The 15,244-nt window shown below is 55.6% G+C and carries 12 protein-coding genes and 1 pseudogene; 12 read left to right on the plus strand and 1 reads right to left on the minus strand.

Annotated features, from left to right (window positions below; genetic code table 11):
• The first annotated feature begins 49 nt into the window (after positions 1-49).
• From C0560_RS06360 to nei, 4 genes and pseudogenes are all read left to right on the plus strand, one after another.
• Positions 50-769 (plus strand): DUF969 domain-containing protein, encoded by a 720-nt coding sequence (locus C0560_RS06360; protein ID WP_102104153.1) that lies wholly within the window; start codon positions 50-52, stop codon positions 767-769.
• A complete protein-coding gene (locus C0560_RS06365) occupies positions 766-1,761 on the plus strand; it encodes a DUF979 domain-containing protein (RefSeq protein WP_248859845.1) in 996 nt (331 codons plus the stop codon). The genes C0560_RS06360 and C0560_RS06365 overlap by 4 nt, the downstream gene beginning before the upstream one ends.
• Positions 1,762-1,770: 9 nt before the next feature.
• Positions 1,771-2,415, plus strand: a complete 645-nt coding sequence (gene pcp, locus C0560_RS06370) for a pyroglutamyl-peptidase I (RefSeq protein ID WP_107704025.1) — start codon at positions 1,771-1,773, stop codon at positions 2,413-2,415.
• Between the two features lie 15 nt (positions 2,416-2,430).
• A pseudogene (gene nei / locus C0560_RS06375) lies at positions 2,431-3,222 on the plus strand (endonuclease VIII).
• A 99-nt stretch (positions 3,223-3,321) separates the two neighbouring features.
• Here nei and C0560_RS06380 read toward each other — a convergent pair.
• Positions 3,322-4,608: a citrate synthase gene (locus tag C0560_RS06380; RefSeq protein WP_102104149.1), complete on the minus strand. Its 1,287-nt coding sequence runs from the start codon at positions 4,606-4,608 to the stop codon at positions 3,322-3,324.
• A 760-nt stretch (positions 4,609-5,368) separates the two neighbouring features.
• Here C0560_RS06380 and sdhC point away from each other — a divergent pair.
• The 8 genes from sdhC to sucD all read left to right on the plus strand — a co-directional run bounded on the left by sdhC (position 5,369) and on the right by sucD (position 15,138).
• Positions 5,369-5,773 (plus strand): succinate dehydrogenase cytochrome b556 subunit, encoded by a 405-nt coding sequence (sdhC, locus tag C0560_RS06385; RefSeq protein WP_164971833.1) that lies wholly within the window; start codon positions 5,369-5,371, stop codon positions 5,771-5,773.
• Positions 5,767-6,114, plus strand: a complete 348-nt coding sequence (gene sdhD / locus C0560_RS06390) for a succinate dehydrogenase membrane anchor subunit (protein ID WP_100777177.1) — start codon at positions 5,767-5,769, stop codon at positions 6,112-6,114. The genes sdhC and sdhD overlap by 7 nt, the downstream gene beginning before the upstream one ends.
• Positions 6,114-7,880 (plus strand): succinate dehydrogenase flavoprotein subunit, encoded by a 1,767-nt coding sequence (sdhA, locus tag C0560_RS06395; RefSeq protein WP_100777176.1) that lies wholly within the window; start codon positions 6,114-6,116, stop codon positions 7,878-7,880. Before sdhD ends, sdhA begins: the two co-directional genes overlap by 1 nt.
• 15 nt (positions 7,881-7,895) lie before the next feature.
• The gene (locus tag C0560_RS06400) at positions 7,896-8,612 is read left to right on the plus strand and encodes a succinate dehydrogenase iron-sulfur subunit (protein ID WP_100777175.1); all 717 of its coding nucleotides are present in this window, start codon (positions 7,896-7,898) and stop codon (positions 8,610-8,612) included.
• 342 nt (positions 8,613-8,954) lie between these two features.
• Positions 8,955-11,762 carry a 2-oxoglutarate dehydrogenase E1 component gene (gene sucA, locus C0560_RS06405; protein WP_100777174.1) on the plus strand — a complete coding sequence of 936 codons (2,808 nt, stop codon included), beginning with the start codon at positions 8,955-8,957 and terminating at the stop codon, positions 11,760-11,762.
• Positions 11,763-11,776: 14 nt separating this feature from the next.
• Positions 11,777-13,006 (plus strand): 2-oxoglutarate dehydrogenase complex dihydrolipoyllysine-residue succinyltransferase, encoded by a 1,230-nt coding sequence (odhB, locus tag C0560_RS06410; protein WP_248859847.1) that lies wholly within the window; start codon positions 11,777-11,779, stop codon positions 13,004-13,006.
• A gap of 96 nt (positions 13,007-13,102) precedes the next feature.
• Positions 13,103-14,269, plus strand: coding sequence for an ADP-forming succinate--CoA ligase subunit beta (sucC, locus tag C0560_RS06415; RefSeq protein WP_059355295.1), 1,167 nt, complete (start codon positions 13,103-13,105; stop codon positions 14,267-14,269).
• The gene (gene sucD, locus C0560_RS06420; RefSeq protein WP_248859849.1) at positions 14,269-15,138 is read left to right on the plus strand and encodes a succinate--CoA ligase subunit alpha; all 870 of its coding nucleotides are present in this window, start codon (positions 14,269-14,271) and stop codon (positions 15,136-15,138) included. Before sucC ends, sucD begins: the two co-directional genes overlap by 1 nt.
• The last annotated feature ends 106 nt before the right edge of the window (positions 15,139-15,244 follow it).

Raw genomic sequence — 15,244 nt, forward strand, 5'->3', positions numbered from 1 at the left:
CACAAAACGCAAACACAACAAAACGCTATACAACAACAGGAAGGACAACATGGCAGAGACGCTTTCGCTCTGGCCACTCATCGGTATTGCGGTGATCGTGGTCGGGTTTATCTTACGTTTTAATCCGGTGCTGGTGGTGATTGTCGCCGGGATTGTCACCGGTGTGGCGGCGAATATGCCGGTCGCAACTATCCTCGAAAAGCTGGGCGAAGGGTTCCTGAATACCCGTAATCTGCCTTATATCCTGCTGATCCCGCTGGCCGTTATTGGCCTCCTGGAACGTCACGGTCTGAAAGAGCGCGCGCAGGCGTGGATTGCCAAAATCCACAGCGCCACCGCGGGGCGACTGCTGATTGTCTATCTGTTTGTGCGTGAAGCGACGGCGGCGATGGGGCTGACCAGCCTGGGCGGCCATCCGCAAATGGTGCGACCGCTGCTGGCTCCAATGGCGGAAGGGGCTGCGGAGAAAAAATACGGCGAACTGCCGGGCGCGGTGCGCTATCGCCTGAGGGCGATGTCGGCGGCGACGGACAACGTCGGGCTGTTCTTCGGTGAAGATATCTTTGTCGCCTTCGGGGCGATCATCTTTATGCATAACTTTATGCTGGAGTCCGGCGGAATTCAGACCGAGCCGCTGCACATTGCGCTGTGGGGCATTCCGACGGCAGTCTGCGCCTTTATTATCCACGCCACCCGCCTGTGGCGACTGGACAAGCATCTTGAACGCGAGCTGGCGAAAACCGCGCACACGCAGGGAGATGCCTCATGAATTTCCAGCAAAGTTATCTCTACTGGCTGGCAGGGCTGATCCTGCTGATCGTCGCCGTGATGTCGTTTCGCGATAAAGCGAACCCGCGTCGCATCACTACCGGCCTGTTCTGGGGCGTGTACGGCCTGATATTCCTGCTCGGTGACTGGACGTATCAGCTGGTGGGCGATAAGCGCACCGTGCATATTGCGGTCGGTGTGGCGGTGGTTGGGCTGGCGCTGATGGCCGGTTTTGGCGGGGTGCGTCTGGGCAGCTATCACCAGCGTAAACCCGAAGAGCGGGAGGCCAGCGCGAAGCGGCTCGGCAACCGCCTGTTCTATCCGGCGTTAGCCATTCCTGTGGTGACGGTGGTGGGCGTGTTGATGTTCAACCATGTGCCTGGATTGCAGGAAAATCTGTTCGGACCGGGTAACCATTCGACGCTGGTGACGCTGTTCTCGATGACCGCCGGGTCGCTGATTGGCCTCGCAATGGCGGTTAAAATGACGCACGAAAAAGTGCATCAGCCGTTGCAGGAGGCGCGCCGACTGCTGGATTCCATCGGCTGGGCGTTTATCCTGCCGCAGATTCTGGCGACGCTGGGCCTGCTCTTTACCGCCGCTGGCGTGGGCGATGGCATCTCCTGGCTGACGAAAAGCTACCTGGCGGTGGACAGCCGCTTTATCGCCGTGGCGGTGTACACGATCGGCATGGCGCTGCTCACGATGGTGATGGGCAATGCGTTTGCGGCGTTCCCGATCGTGACGGCGGGGATCGGCATCCCGATCCTGGTGCTGCAGCATGGCGGTAACCCGGCGGTGATGGCGGCGATTGGCATGTTCTCCGGCTACTGTGGAACGCTGATGACGCCGATGGCGGCGAACTTCAACATCGTGCCTGCCGCGCTGCTGGAGCTGCCGGATAAAAATGCGGTAATCAAAGCGCAGGTGCCGACCGGCGTGCTGCTGCTGATTGCCAACGTGTTCCTGTTGTACTTCCTGATGTTCCTGTAAGGAGAGACGATGCGTAACGTATTAGTCACCGGTTTTGAGCCGTTCGGCGGCGAGACCGTTAACCCTTCGTGGGAAGTGGTCAGGCAGCTTGAGGGGAGTATCATCGACAGCTGCCGCGTGGTGACGCGCCAGCTGCCCTGCGTTTTTGGTGAGTCGTTAAGCGTGCTGAATGCGGCTATCGATGAACTTGAACCTGCGGTGGTGATCGCGGTCGGACAGGCGGGCGGTCGTGTGGATGTGACCGTCGAGCGCGTCGCCATTAACGTGGACGACGCCAGGATTGCCGATAATCACGGCCAGCAGCCGATTGATGTGGCGATCGTCCCGGACGGTCCGGCGGCGTGGTTCAGTTCGCTGCCGATCAAAGCGATGGTGGCGGCGATGCGCGAGAAGGGGATCCCCGCCTCCGTTTCGCAGACGGCGGGCACCTTCGTCTGTAACCACGTCATGTACGGGCTGCTGCATAAAATCAGTGAAAAAACCGCAGTGAAGGGTGGATTTATCCATATTCCGTACCTGCCTGAACAGGCCGCAGCCCATCCGGGCGCACCGAGTATGGCGGCGCACACGGTGAAAGCAGCGCTGATCGTGGCGGTCGAAGTGGCCCTGCGCCAAACGTCTGACGTTAAAATCGTGGGCGGCGCGACGCACTAAACAAAGGAAGATAAGATGCCAGAAGGTCCGGAGATCCGCCGCGCGGCGGATAGCCTGGAGGCGGCGATAAAGGGCAAACCGCTGACCGATGCGTGGTTTGCTTTCCCTCAGTTAAAACCGTATGAAACGCAGTTGATCGGGCAAACCGTGACGCACATCGAGACGCGCGGCAAAGCGTTGCTGACCCATTTCAGCCATAACCTGACGTTATATAGCCACAACCAGCTTTATGGCGTCTGGCGAGTGATCAATGTGGGTGAGCAACCGCAAACTAATCGTGTCTTGCGCGTCAGATTGCAGACGGCGGAAAAGGCTATTTTGCTCTACAGCGCGTCGGATATCGAAATGTTAACGCCGGAGCAACTGCTCACTCACCCGTTCCTGCAACGGGTCGGACCGGACGTGCTGGATATGCGCCTGACCGCAGAAACTGTGAAAGCGCGGCTGCTATAGCCTGCCTTTCGCAACCGACAGTTTTCCGGGCTGCTGCTCGATCAGGCGTTTCTCGCCGGGCTAGGTAACTATCTGCGCGTTGAAATTCTGTGGGAAGTGGGGCTGGCAGGTCAGCGAAAAGCGTCGCAGCTCAATGAGAGACAGCTCGATGCGCTGTCTCATGCCTTGCTGGAGATCCCACGCCTCTCCTACAACACGCGCGGCGTGGTGGATGATAAAAAACATCACGGGGCGTTGTTCCGCTTTAAGGTGTTTCATCGGGAAGGAAAGCCGTGCGAGCGGTGCGGCGGGGCGATTGAACGAACGATGTTGTCGTCGCGACCATTTTACTGGTGCCCGGCGTGCCAACAATAAAAACAAAACGGTAACCCGAAGGTTACCGTTTTTGGTATTAGCGTCCTCTCCAGTTTGAAGAGGATTGAGGTGCGGGCAGCAGGCCGCACCTCATCGCGCTTATTTGGTTTTCACATCAGACTTAAAATCACGCTGGTCGTAGCCGGTATACAGCTGACGCGGACGCGCGATTTTCATGCCTTCGCTGTGCATTTCGTTCCAGTGTGCAATCCAGCCGACGGTACGTGCCATCGCGAAGATCACGGTAAACATGGAAGACGGAATGCCCATCGCTTTCAGAATAATGCCAGAGTAGAAATCGACGTTCGGGTACAGTTTCTTCTCGATGAAGTACGGGTCGTTCAGCGCGATATGTTCCAGCTCCATCGCTACTTCCAGCAGATCATCTTTGGTGCCCAGCTCTTTCAGCACTTCATGGCAGGTTTCACGCATCACGGTGGCGCGCGGGTCATAGTTTTTGTAAACACGGTGACCGAAGCCCATCAGGCGGAAGGAGTCGTTCTTATCTTTCGCACGACGCACGAACTCTGGAATGTGCTCAACGGAGCTGATCTCTTCCAGCATCTTCAGTGCCGCTTCGTTAGCACCACCGTGCGCCGGTCCCCACAGGGAGGCGATACCGGCAGCGATACAGGCGAACGGGTTCGCGCCTGAAGAGCCTGCGGTACGGACAGTAGAGGTCGATGCGTTCTGTTCGTGATCGGCGTGCAGGATCAGAATACGGTCCATGGCGCGCTCAAGCACCGGGTTAACCTCGTAGGTTTCGCACGGTGTGGAGAACATCATGTTCAGGAAGTTGCCTGAATAGGAGAGGTCGTTACGCGGGTAAACAAAGGGCTGGCCGATGGAGTATTTGTAACACATCGCCGCCATGGTTGGCATTTTGGACAGCAGACGGAACGCCGCGATATCGCGATGGCGTGGGTTATTCACGTCCAGAGAGTCGTGGTAGAACGCGGCCAGTGCGCCGGTAATCCCGCACATGACGGCCATCGGATGTGAATCACGACGGAATGCATGGAACAGACGGGTAATCTGCTCATGGATCATGGTGTGGCGGGTAACGGTAGTTCTGAACTCATCGTATTGTTCCTGCGTCGGTTTTTCGCCGTTCAGCAGGATGTAGCACACTTCCAGATAGTTGGATTCGGTGGCTAACTGATCGATGGGGAAACCGCGGTGGAGCAGGATACCTTCGTCACCGTCAATGTAGGTGATTTTGGATTCGCAAGATGCGGTAGAGGTGAAACCAGGGTCAAAGGTGAATACTCCTTTGGAACCCAGTGTACGGATATCAATAACATCCTGACCGAGCGTGCCTTTTAGCACATCCAGTTCAATAGCAGTGTCACCGTTTAGGGTGAGCTTTGCCTTTGTATCAGCCATTTACGGTCTCCTTAGCGCCTTATGCTTAAGACCACGTTTTTACCAACTTGCTTTCAGCTGTTTATCACATCGTTACCGGTTTGTTATTTGGCTTACCGCTCAGCTCGCGAGGAGGAACCAGGGTACAGAGCTATGGCGCCTTGCAGGTAAACGTGTGAAAAATCAGAGAAACAACAGCAAATCAGTGTCTTCGCAGTCCGAATTATTCAAACCTGTATACCACTAATAACTGTCCTGATAACTTCGGTCAATACCATCACACTGTTACATAACTAAATCTCAGGTGAAAGAGAGACCTCATAACTTTTGCGCATTATATGCCTTTTCTGCTGTAGTTTGTAACAATAATGTTTAATCTTTGTCAAATCCGATGATTAAAATTTAAAATAATGTTGTTATCGTGACTCTGATCACTGTTCCGCATAAAACCCGACAAACTGTATGTAGGTTAATTGTAATGGTTTTGTGAACGACCTATACTGCCGCCAGGTCTCCGGAACACCCTGCAATCCCGAGCCACCCAGCGTTGTAACGTGTCGTTTTAGCATTTGGAAGCAATGTTTACCATGACGCGCAGTTATAGATATGGACGCTGCTTGACCCGCACGCAGACCGGAGGAAGGAAATCCCGTCGTCTTTCACGCTACAGGTGTGTTGGCTGCGTCAGGTCACCCCGGTCACACAGTTTACTGTGATGCAGGGGATTCCCGGACTTGCCGCCTTCCTGTAACGCGAATTCAAAGGGAATTATAAGAACAGCATGTGGGCGTTATTCATGATAAGAAATGTGAAAAAACAAAGACCTGTCAATCTGGATCTCAAAACGATCCGATTCCCCGTAACGGCAATAGCGTCCATTCTGCACCGTGTGTCCGGTGTGATCACGTTTGTGGCGGTCGGCATTCTGCTGTGGTTACTGGGTACCAGCCTCTCTTCTCCTGAAGGATTCCTCCAGGCCTCTGCCATTATGAGCAGCTTCTTCGTGAAATTTATCATGTGGGGCATTCTGACGGCGCTGGCATACCACGTTGTGGTGGGTGTTCGCCATCTGCTGATGGATTTTGGCTATCTGGAAGAAACCTTCGAAGCAGGTAAACGTTCTGCCAATATTTCATTTGTGATTACTGTCGTGCTTTCAATTCTTGCAGGAGTCCTCGTATGGTAAGCAACGCCTCCGCATTAGGACGCAACGGCGTACATGACTTCATTCTGGTCCGCGCTACTGCCATCGTCCTCACGCTTTACATCATCTACATGATCGGTTTCTTTGCGACCAGCGGCGAGCTGACGTGGGAAATCTGGAGCGGGTTCTTCGGATCTGCCTTCACCAAAGTGTTCACCCTGCTGGCTCTGTTCTCCATCCTTATTCATGCCTGGATTGGCATGTGGCAGGTGTTGACCGATTACGTTAAACCGTTAGGCGTTCGCTTGCCGCTGCAACTCCTGATTGTTGTGGCTCTGGTGGTTTACGTTATTTATGGATTTGTTGTGGTGTGGGGTGTGTGATGAAACTGCCAGTCAGAGAATTTGATGCTGTTGTGATTGGTGCCGGTGGCGCAGGTATGCGCGCGGCGCTGCAAATTTCCCAGAGCGGCCAGACCTGTGCGCTGCTCTCTAAAGTGTTCCCGACCCGTTCCCATACCGTGTCTGCGCAGGGTGGTATCACCGTGGCGCTCGGTAATACCCATGAAGATAACTGGGAATGGCATATGTATGACACGGTGAAAGGCTCCGATTACATCGGTGACCAGGACGCCATCGAATATATGTGTAAAACCGGCCCGGAAGCGATTCTGGAGCTAGACCATATGGGTCTGCCGTTCTCCCGCCTGGAAGATGGCACGATTTATCAGCGTCCGTTTGGCGGCCAGTCGAAAAACTTCGGCGGCGAGCAGGCGGCACGTACTGCGGCAGCGGCTGACCGTACCGGTCACGCGCTGTTGCACACCCTGTATCAGCAGAACCTGAAAAACCACACCACAATTTTCTCCGAGTGGTATGCGCTGGATCTGGTGAAAAACGAAGATGGCGCAGTGGTGGGGTGTACCGCGCTGTGCATCGAAACCGGTGAAGTGGTCTACTTCAAAGCCCGCGCGACCGTGCTGGCGACCGGCGGCGCAGGCCGTATTTACCAGTCCACCACCAATGCCCACATCAACACCGGTGACGGCGTTGGTATGGCGATCCGCGCAGGTGTGCCTGTGCAGGATATGGAAATGTGGCAGTTCCACCCGACCGGCATCGCTGGTGCGGGCGTTCTGGTTACCGAAGGCTGCCGTGGTGAAGGCGGTTACCTGCTGAACAAACACGGCGAGCGCTTCATGGAGCGTTATGCCCCGAATGCGAAAGACCTGGCGGGTCGTGACGTGGTGGCGCGTTCCATCATGATCGAAATCCGTGAAGGTCGCGGCTGCGATGGTCCGTGGGGCCCGCACGCGAAACTGAAACTGGATCACCTCGGTAAAGACGTTCTGGAGTCCCGTCTGCCGGGCATCCTCGAACTGTCGCGCACCTTCGCGCACGTTGACCCGGTGAAAGAGCCTATTCCGGTTATCCCAACCTGCCACTATATGATGGGCGGTATTCCGACCAAAGTAACCGGTCAGGCGCTGACCGTGAACGAGCAGGGCGAAGACGTGGTGATTCCGGGTCTGTTCGCAGTAGGCGAAATCGCCTGCGTGTCGGTCCACGGTGCTAACCGTCTGGGCGGCAACTCGCTGCTCGACCTGGTGGTGTTTGGTCGTGCGGTCGGTTTACATCTGCAAGAGTCCATCGCCGAGCAGGGCGATCTGCGCGATGCCCGTGAATCGGATATCGAAGCCTCTCTCGAACGTCTCAACCGCTGGAACGGCAACCGTGATGGCGAAGATCCGGTCGAAATCCGCAAAGCGCTGCAAGAGTGTATGCAGCACAACTTCTCGGTATTCCGTGAAGGCGATGCGATGGCTAAAGGCCTTGAGCAGCTGAAAGCGATTCGTGAGCGTCTGAAAAATGCTCGTCTGGACGATACCTCCAGCGAGTTCAACACGCAGCGCGTCGAATGCCTTGAGCTGGATAACCTGATGGAAACTGCCTATGCAACGGCCGTCTCCGCAAACTTCCGCACCGAAAGCCGTGGCGCCCATAGCCGCTTCGACTTCCCGGATCGTGACGACGAAAACTGGCTGTGCCATTCCCTGTATCTGCCAGAGTCGGAATCTATGACGCGACGTCAAGTCAACATGGAACCGAAACTGCGTCCGGCGTTCCCGCCGAAGATTCGTACCTATTAATGCGGAGACAGGATAATGAAACTCGAATTCTCAGTTTATCGTTATAACCCGGATGTTGATGACGCTCCGCATATGCAGGATTACACCCTGGAAGCGGAAGAAGGTCGTGACATGATGCTGCTTGATGCGTTAATGCAGCTGAAAGAACAGGACCCAACACTGTCGTTTCGTCGTTCCTGCCGTGAAGGGGTTTGTGGCTCAGACGGCGTGAACATGAACGGCAAAAATGGCCTGGCCTGTATCACCCCGATTTCAGCGCTACAGCGTTCAGGACAGAAAATTGTGATTCGTCCTCTGCCTGGCCTGCCGGTCGTTCGCGATTTGGTGGTGGACATGGGGCAATTCTATGCACAATATGAGAAGATTAAGCCTTACTTGTTGAATAATGGGCAAAATCCACCCGCTCGCGAGCATTTACAGTCGCCAGAGCAGCGTGAAAAACTCGATGGTCTCTATGAGTGTATTCTCTGTGCATGCTGTTCGACCTCTTGCCCGTCGTTCTGGTGGAACCCGGACAAGTTTATCGGCCCGGCTGGCCTGCTGGCCGCGTATCGCTTCCTGATTGACAGCCGCGATACCGAAACCGACAGTCGCCTTGAAGGATTAAGTGATGCTTTCAGCGTATTCCGCTGCCATAGCATCATGAACTGCGTCAGTGTATGTCCTAAGGGGCTGAACCCGACGCGCGCCATCGGCCATATTAAGTCGATGCTGTTGCAGCGCAGTGCCTAAGTAATACCGCCGGATGGCGCTCCGCTTATCCGGCCTACTTTTATGTAGGCCAGTAAGCGGAATGCCACCGGGCAAAGAGACATTGTAGGAAACCTCTAAAAACTGCCCTGACAGGCAATAATATTGAGGCGTTCAGAGCGAGACACGGCGCGGTTGACCGAAGTGGGTGAAAACCGCAACGACAGTGCCGCCTGAACGACGAAGATTATACAGACAGTTTTTAAAGGTTCCTTCGCGAGCCCAAGACAACATAAGAGCTCGCAGGTGAACCCCGGCACGTACACGAGGTGTGCGTGGTAGTTTCTACGGCGAAATAAGCATAAAAATGCTTAAGGGATCACGATGCAGAACGGCGCAATGAAAGCCTGGCTGGACTCTTCTTTCCTCTCTGGTGCAAACCAAAGCTGGATCGAACAGCTCTATGAAGACTTCTTAACCGATCCTGACTCAGTGGACGCTAACTGGCGTTCCATGTTCCAGCAGTTACCTGGCACTGGGGTCAAACCGGATCAATTCCATTCCAAAACACGTGATTATTTCCGTCGTCTGGCGAAGGATGCCTCACGTTACTCTTCCTCGATCTCTGACCCTGACACCAATGTGAAGCAGGTTAAAGTCCTGCAGCTCATCAATGCTTATCGCTTCCGTGGTCACCAGCATGCGAACCTCGATCCGCTGGGACTGTGGAAACAAGAACGTGTGGCGGATCTCGATCCGGCGTATCACGATCTGACCGAGGCAGATTTCCAGGAAAGCTTTAACGTCGGCTCTTTTGCCAGCGGCAAAGACACGATGAAGCTGGGAGAGCTGCTTGAGGCGCTCAAACAAACCTACTGCGGCTCCATCGGCGCAGAGTACATGCACATCACCTCCACGGACGAAAAACGCTGGATCCAGCAGCGCATTGAGTCGGTGACAGGCCACGCCAGCTTTAGCGTTGAAGAGAAAAAACGCTTCCTGAGCGAACTGACCGCAGCAGAAGGTCTGGAGCGTTACCTCGGTGCTAAATTCCCGGGTGCTAAACGCTTCTCCCTGGAAGGCGGCGATGCGTTAGTGCCGATGCTGAAAGAGCTGATCCGCCATGCGGGCAACAGCGGCACCCGTGAAGTGGTGCTGGGTATGGCGCACCGTGGGCGTCTGAACGTGCTGGTCAACGTGCTGGGTAAAAAACCGCAGGACCTGTTCGACGAGTTCGCGGGCAAACATAAAGAACATCTCGGTACCGGCGACGTGAAGTACCACATGGGCTTCTCATCGGATATCGAAACGCAGGGCGGTCTGGTTCACCTGGCGCTGGCGTTTAACCCGTCGCACCTGGAGATCGTAAGCCCGGTGGTGATCGGTTCCGTGCGTGCGCGTCTGGATCGTCTGGACGAGCCAAGCAGCAACAAAGTGCTGCCAATCACCATTCACGGTGATGCGGCGGTAACCGGGCAGGGCGTCGTTCAGGAAACCCTGAACATGTCTAAAGCGCGTGGTTACGAAGTGGGCGGTACCGTTCGCATCGTCATCAACAACCAGGTGGGCTTCACCACCTCGAACCCGCTGGATGCACGCTCTACGCCGTACTGTACTGACATCGGTAAAATGGTGCAGGCGCCAATCTTCCATGTGAACGCGGATGATCCGGAAGCTGTTGCTTTCGTTACCCGTCTGGCGCTGGACTTCCGTAACACCTTCAAACGCGATGTGTTCATCGACCTGTTCTGCTATCGCCGTCATGGCCATAACGAAGCGGACGAGCCGAGTGCAACCCAGCCGCTGATGTACCAGAAAATCAAAAAGCATCCGACGCCACGTAAGATCTACGCTGACAAACTGGAAGCCGACAAAATCGCGACCCTGGAAGATGCGACCGAGCTGGTTAATCTTTACCGCGATGCGCTGGATGCCGGTGAGTGCGTAGTGAAAGAGCTGCGTCCGATGAACATGCACTCCTTTACCTGGTCGCCGTACCTCAACCACGAGTGGGATGAGAGCTACCCGAACAAGGTCGAAATGAAGCGTCTGCAGGAGCTGGCTAAACGCATCAGCACGGTACCTGAAGCGATTGAAATGCAGTCCCGCGTGCAGAAAATCTACTCCGACCGTCAGTCAATGGCGTCCGGCGAGAAGCTGTTCGACTGGGGAGGCGCTGAGAACCTGGCGTACGCGACGCTGGTTGACGAAGGCATTCCGGTGCGTCTGTCCGGTGAAGATGCGGGCCGTGGGACCTTCTTCCACCGCCACGCGGTTATTCACAACCAGACCAACGGTTCAACGTACACCCCGCTGCAGCACGTGCATAACGGTCAGGGCCAGTTCAAGGTCTGGGACTCCGTGCTGTCCGAAGAAGCGGTACTGGCGTTTGAATACGGCTATGCCACCGCAGAGCCGCGCACCCTGACTATCTGGGAAGCGCAGTTCGGTGACTTTGCTAACGGTGCGCAGGTTGTTATCGACCAGTTCATCAGCTCCGGCGAGCAAAAATGGGGCCGTATGTGTGGCCTGGTGATGCTGCTGCCACACGGCTACGAAGGGCAGGGTCCGGAGCACTCCTCCGCGCGTCTGGAACGTTATCTGCAGCTCTGCGCTGAGCAGAACATGCAGGTCTGCGTGCCATCTACGCCAGCACAGGTTTACCACATGCTGCGTCGTCAGGCGCTGCGCGGTATGCGCCGTCCGCTGGTGGTGATGTCACCGAAATCTCTGCTGCGTCATCCGCTGGCAGTTTCCAGCCTGGATGAGCTGGCGAACGGGACCTTCCAGCCGGCGATTGGTGAGATTGACGAGCTGGATCCGCAGGCCGTGAAGCGCGTTGTGATGTGTTCTGGTAAGGTTTATTTCGACCTGCTGGAACAGCGCCGCAAAAAAGATCAGAAAGATGTCGCCATCGTGCGTATCGAGCAGCTTTATCCGTTCCCGCATCAGTCGGTGCAGGAAGCGTTGAAACCGTACGCACACGTGCATGATTTTGTCTGGTGCCAGGAAGAGCCGCTCAACCAGGGCGCCTGGTACTGCAGCCAGCATCATTTCCGTGATGTGATTCCATTTGGGTCTGCCCTGCGTTACGCAGGTCGCCCGGCCTCCGCCTCTCCGGCGGTAGGGTATATGTCCGTTCACCAGAAGCAACAGCAAGATCTGGTGAATGACGCGCTGAACGTCGAATAATTTAAGGATACATAATGAGTAGCGTAGATATTCTTGTTCCCGACCTGCCTGAATCCGTCGCTGACGCCACGGTTGCGACCTGGCATAAAAAACCGGGCGATAGCGTTAAGCGCGATGAAGTGCTGGTAGAAATCGAAACTGACAAAGTGGTACTGGAAGTACCGGCATCGGCGGATGGCATTCTTGATGCAGTGCTGGAAGACGAAGGCACCACGGTGACCTCTCGCCAGATCCTCGGTCGCCTGCGTGAAGGCAACAGCGCGGGCAAAGAGTCCAGCGCCAAGTCTGAAAGCAAAGAGTCCACTCCGGCTCAGCGTCAGCAAGCGTCTCTGGAAGAGCAAACTAACGATGCACTCAGCCCGGCGATCCGTCGCCTGCTGGGTGAACACAATCTCGAAGCCAGCGCCATTAAAGGCACCGGTGTTGGTGGTCGTCTGACCCGTGAAGATGTGGAAAAACATCTGGCGAAAGCGCCTGCGAAAGAAGAAGCCAAAGCACCGGCGGCAGCAACCGCAGCGCCTGCTGCACAGCCAGCGCTGGGCGCACGCAGTGAAAAACGCGTGCCGATGACGCGTCTGCGTAAGCGTGTGGCTGAGCGTCTGCTGGAAGCGAAAAACTCCACCGCGATGCTGACCACCTTCAACGAAGTCAACATGAAGCCAATCATGGATCTGCGTAAGCAGTACGGTGACGCGTTTGAAAAACGTCACGGTATCCGTCTGGGCTTTATGTCCTTCTACGTGAAAGCGGTTGTAGAGGCGCTGAAACGCTATCCGGAAGTGAATGCCTCTATCGATGGCGAAGATGTGGTTTACCACAACTACTTCGACGTCAGCATGGCGGTCTCCACGCCGCGCGGCCTGGTGACCCCGGTTCTGCGTGACGTTGATACCCTGGGCATGGCGGATATCGAGAAGAAAATCAAAGAGCTGGCGCTGAAAGGCCGTGACGGTAAGCTGACCGTTGAGGACCTGACCGGCGGTAACTTCACCATCACCAACGGTGGTGTGTTCGGTTCCCTGATGTCTACCCCAATCATCAACCCGCCGCAGAGCGCGATTCTGGGTATGCATGCCATCAAAGATCGCCCAATGGCGGTTGACGGTAAAGTGGAGATCCTGCCGATGATGTATCTGGCGCTCTCCTACGATCACCGTCTGATTGATGGTCGTGAATCTGTGGGTTATCTGGTGGCGATTAAAGAGCTGCTGGAAGATCCAACGCGTCTGCTGCTGGACGTGTAGTAGTTTTTGCCTCACCTGCCCTGTAGACCGTGCAAGCGTTGCGCTGCCGGTCTACAGGTTTGAAAAAAACGATTACCTGAAGGATGGATAGAACACATGAACTTACATGAATATCAGGCCAAACAGCTGTTTGCCCGGTATGGCTTACCGGCTCCGGTGGGTTATGCCTGTACTACCCCACGTGAAGCAGAAGAAGCCGCATCTAAAATCGGTTCCGGCCCTTGGGTAGTTAAGTGTCAGGTTCACGCTGGTGGCCGCGGTAAAGCGGGCGGTGTGAAGGTTGTGAAGAGCAAAGAAGAGATCCGCGCTTTTGCTGAACACTGGCTGGGCAAACGCCTGGTGACCTATCAGACAGATGCGAACGGCCAGCCGGTAAACCAGATCCTGGTTGAAGCAGCGACTGATATCGCAAAAGAGTTGTATCTCGGCGCGGTCGTAGACCGTAGCTCCCGTCGCGTGGTGTTCATGGCATCCACCGAAGGCGGCGTGGAAATCGAGAAAGTGGCTGAAGAGACGCCACACCTGATCCACAAAGTGGCTATCGATCCACTGGCAGGCCCTATGCCTTACCAGGGTCGCGAGCTGGCGTTCAAACTGGGTCTGGAAGGTAAACTGGTTCAACAGTTCACCAAGATCTTCATGGGCCTGGCGACGATCTTCCTGGAGCGCGATCTGGCGCTGATCGAAATCAACCCGCTGGTGATCACCACTCAGGGCGACCTGATCTGCCTCGACGGCAAACTGGGCGCTGACGGTAACGCACTGTTCCGCCAGTCCGATCTGCGTGAGATGCGCGATCAGTCTCAGGAAGATCCGCGTGAAGCGCAGGCTGCACAGTGGGAACTGAACTACGTCGCGCTGGATGGCAACATCGGCTGCATGGTTAACGGTGCGGGCCTGGCAATGGGTACCATGGACATCGTTAAACTGCACGGTGGCGAACCGGCTAACTTCCTTGACGTGGGCGGCGGCGCGACCAAAGAGCGCGTAACCGAAGCGTTCAAAATCATCCTCTCTGACGACAACGTGAAAGCCGTTCTGGTTAACATCTTCGGCGGTATCGTTCGTTGCGACCTGATCGCTGACGGTATCATCGGTGCGGTGGAAGAAGTGGGCGTGAACGTCCCGGTTGTGGTTCGTCTGGAAGGTAACAACGCTGAACTCGGCGCGAAAAAACTGGCTGACAGTGGCCTGAATATTATTGCAGCGAAAAGTCTGACGGATGCAGCTCAGCAGGTTGTTGCCGCAGTGGAGGGGAAATAATGTCCGTTTTGATTGATAAGAACACTAAAGTTATCTGCCAGGGCTTCACCGGAAGCCAGGGGACTTTCCACTCCGAACAAGCGATTGCTTACGGTACGCAGATGGTTGGCGGCGTGACGCCAGGCAAAGGCGGCACCACGCATCTGGGCCTGCCGGTGTTTAACACCGTGCGCGAAGCGGTCGAAGCGACGGGCGCAACCGCGACCGTGATCTACGTTCCGGCTCCGTTCTGCAAAGACTCTATTCTGGAAGCTATCGACGCAGGCATCAAACTGATCATCACCATTACTGAAGGCATCCCGACGCTGGACATGCTGACCGTAAAAGTGAAGCTGGATGAAGCGGGCGTTCGCATGATCGGGCCAAACTGCCCGGGCGTCATCACCCCAGGCGAATGCAAAATCGGCATCATGCCGGGCCACATTCACAAGCCAGGCAAAGTGGGCATCGTGTCTCGCTCCGGTACCCTGACCTATGAAGCGGTTAAGCAGACTACCGACTACGGTTTCGGCCAGTCCACCTGTGTGGGCATCGGCGGTGACCCGATCCCAGGCTCTAACTTCATCGATATCCTGAAACTGTTCCAGGAAGATTCGCAGACTGAAGCGATCGTGATGATCGGTGAAATCGGCGGTAGCGCGGAAGAAGAAGCTGCAGCTTACATCAAAGATCACGTCACCAAGCCGGTTGTTGGCTACATCGCGGGTGTGACGGCGCCAAAAGGCAAACGTATGGGCCACGCAGGCGCCATCATTGCCGGTGGTAAAGGCACAGCGGATGAGAAATTCGCCGCTCTGGAAGCCGCAGGCGTTAAAACCGTTCGCAGCCTGGCCGATATCGGCGAAGCGCTGAGCGCTATCATCAAGTAAATCCTCTCTGCTCTCCGCAAGGGGAGCTTTGACATAATAAATGTCCGTTTCGACATGGTTGGCCGCTGAAAAGCGGCCTTTTTTATGCCATATATTTCTCGTTCAA

It is taken from the genome of Lelliottia sp. AC1 (assembly GCF_023278595.1).
GTDB classification, from domain to species: domain Bacteria; phylum Pseudomonadota; class Gammaproteobacteria; order Enterobacterales; family Enterobacteriaceae; genus Enterobacter; species Enterobacter nimipressuralis.

What these genes read in the sequence shown, in the direction of transcription:
- C0560_RS06360 (WP_102104153.1), top strand. Translation starts at nt 50, where the DNA reads ATGGCAGAGACGCTTTCGCTCTGGCCACTCATCGGTATTGCGGTGATC.
- C0560_RS06365 (WP_248859845.1), top strand. Translation starts at nt 766, where the DNA reads ATGAATTTCCAGCAAAGTTATCTCTACTGGCTGGCAGGGCTGATCCTG.
- pcp (WP_107704025.1), top strand. Translation starts at nt 1,771, where the DNA reads ATGCGTAACGTATTAGTCACCGGTTTTGAGCCGTTCGGCGGCGAGACC.
- C0560_RS06380 (WP_102104149.1), bottom strand. Translation starts at nt 4,608, where the DNA reads ATGGCTGATACAAAGGCAAAGCTCACCCTAAACGGTGACACTGCTATT.
- sdhC (WP_164971833.1), top strand. Translation starts at nt 5,369, where the DNA reads ATGTGGGCGTTATTCATGATAAGAAATGTGAAAAAACAAAGACCTGTC.
- sdhD (WP_100777177.1), top strand. Translation starts at nt 5,767, where the DNA reads ATGGTAAGCAACGCCTCCGCATTAGGACGCAACGGCGTACATGACTTC.
- sdhA (WP_100777176.1), top strand. Translation starts at nt 6,114, where the DNA reads ATGAAACTGCCAGTCAGAGAATTTGATGCTGTTGTGATTGGTGCCGGT.
- C0560_RS06400 (WP_100777175.1), top strand. Translation starts at nt 7,896, where the DNA reads ATGAAACTCGAATTCTCAGTTTATCGTTATAACCCGGATGTTGATGAC.
- sucA (WP_100777174.1), top strand. Translation starts at nt 8,955, where the DNA reads ATGCAGAACGGCGCAATGAAAGCCTGGCTGGACTCTTCTTTCCTCTCT.
- odhB (WP_248859847.1), top strand. Translation starts at nt 11,777, where the DNA reads ATGAGTAGCGTAGATATTCTTGTTCCCGACCTGCCTGAATCCGTCGCT.
- sucC (WP_059355295.1), top strand. Translation starts at nt 13,103, where the DNA reads ATGAACTTACATGAATATCAGGCCAAACAGCTGTTTGCCCGGTATGGC.
- sucD (WP_248859849.1), top strand. Translation starts at nt 14,269, where the DNA reads ATGTCCGTTTTGATTGATAAGAACACTAAAGTTATCTGCCAGGGCTTC.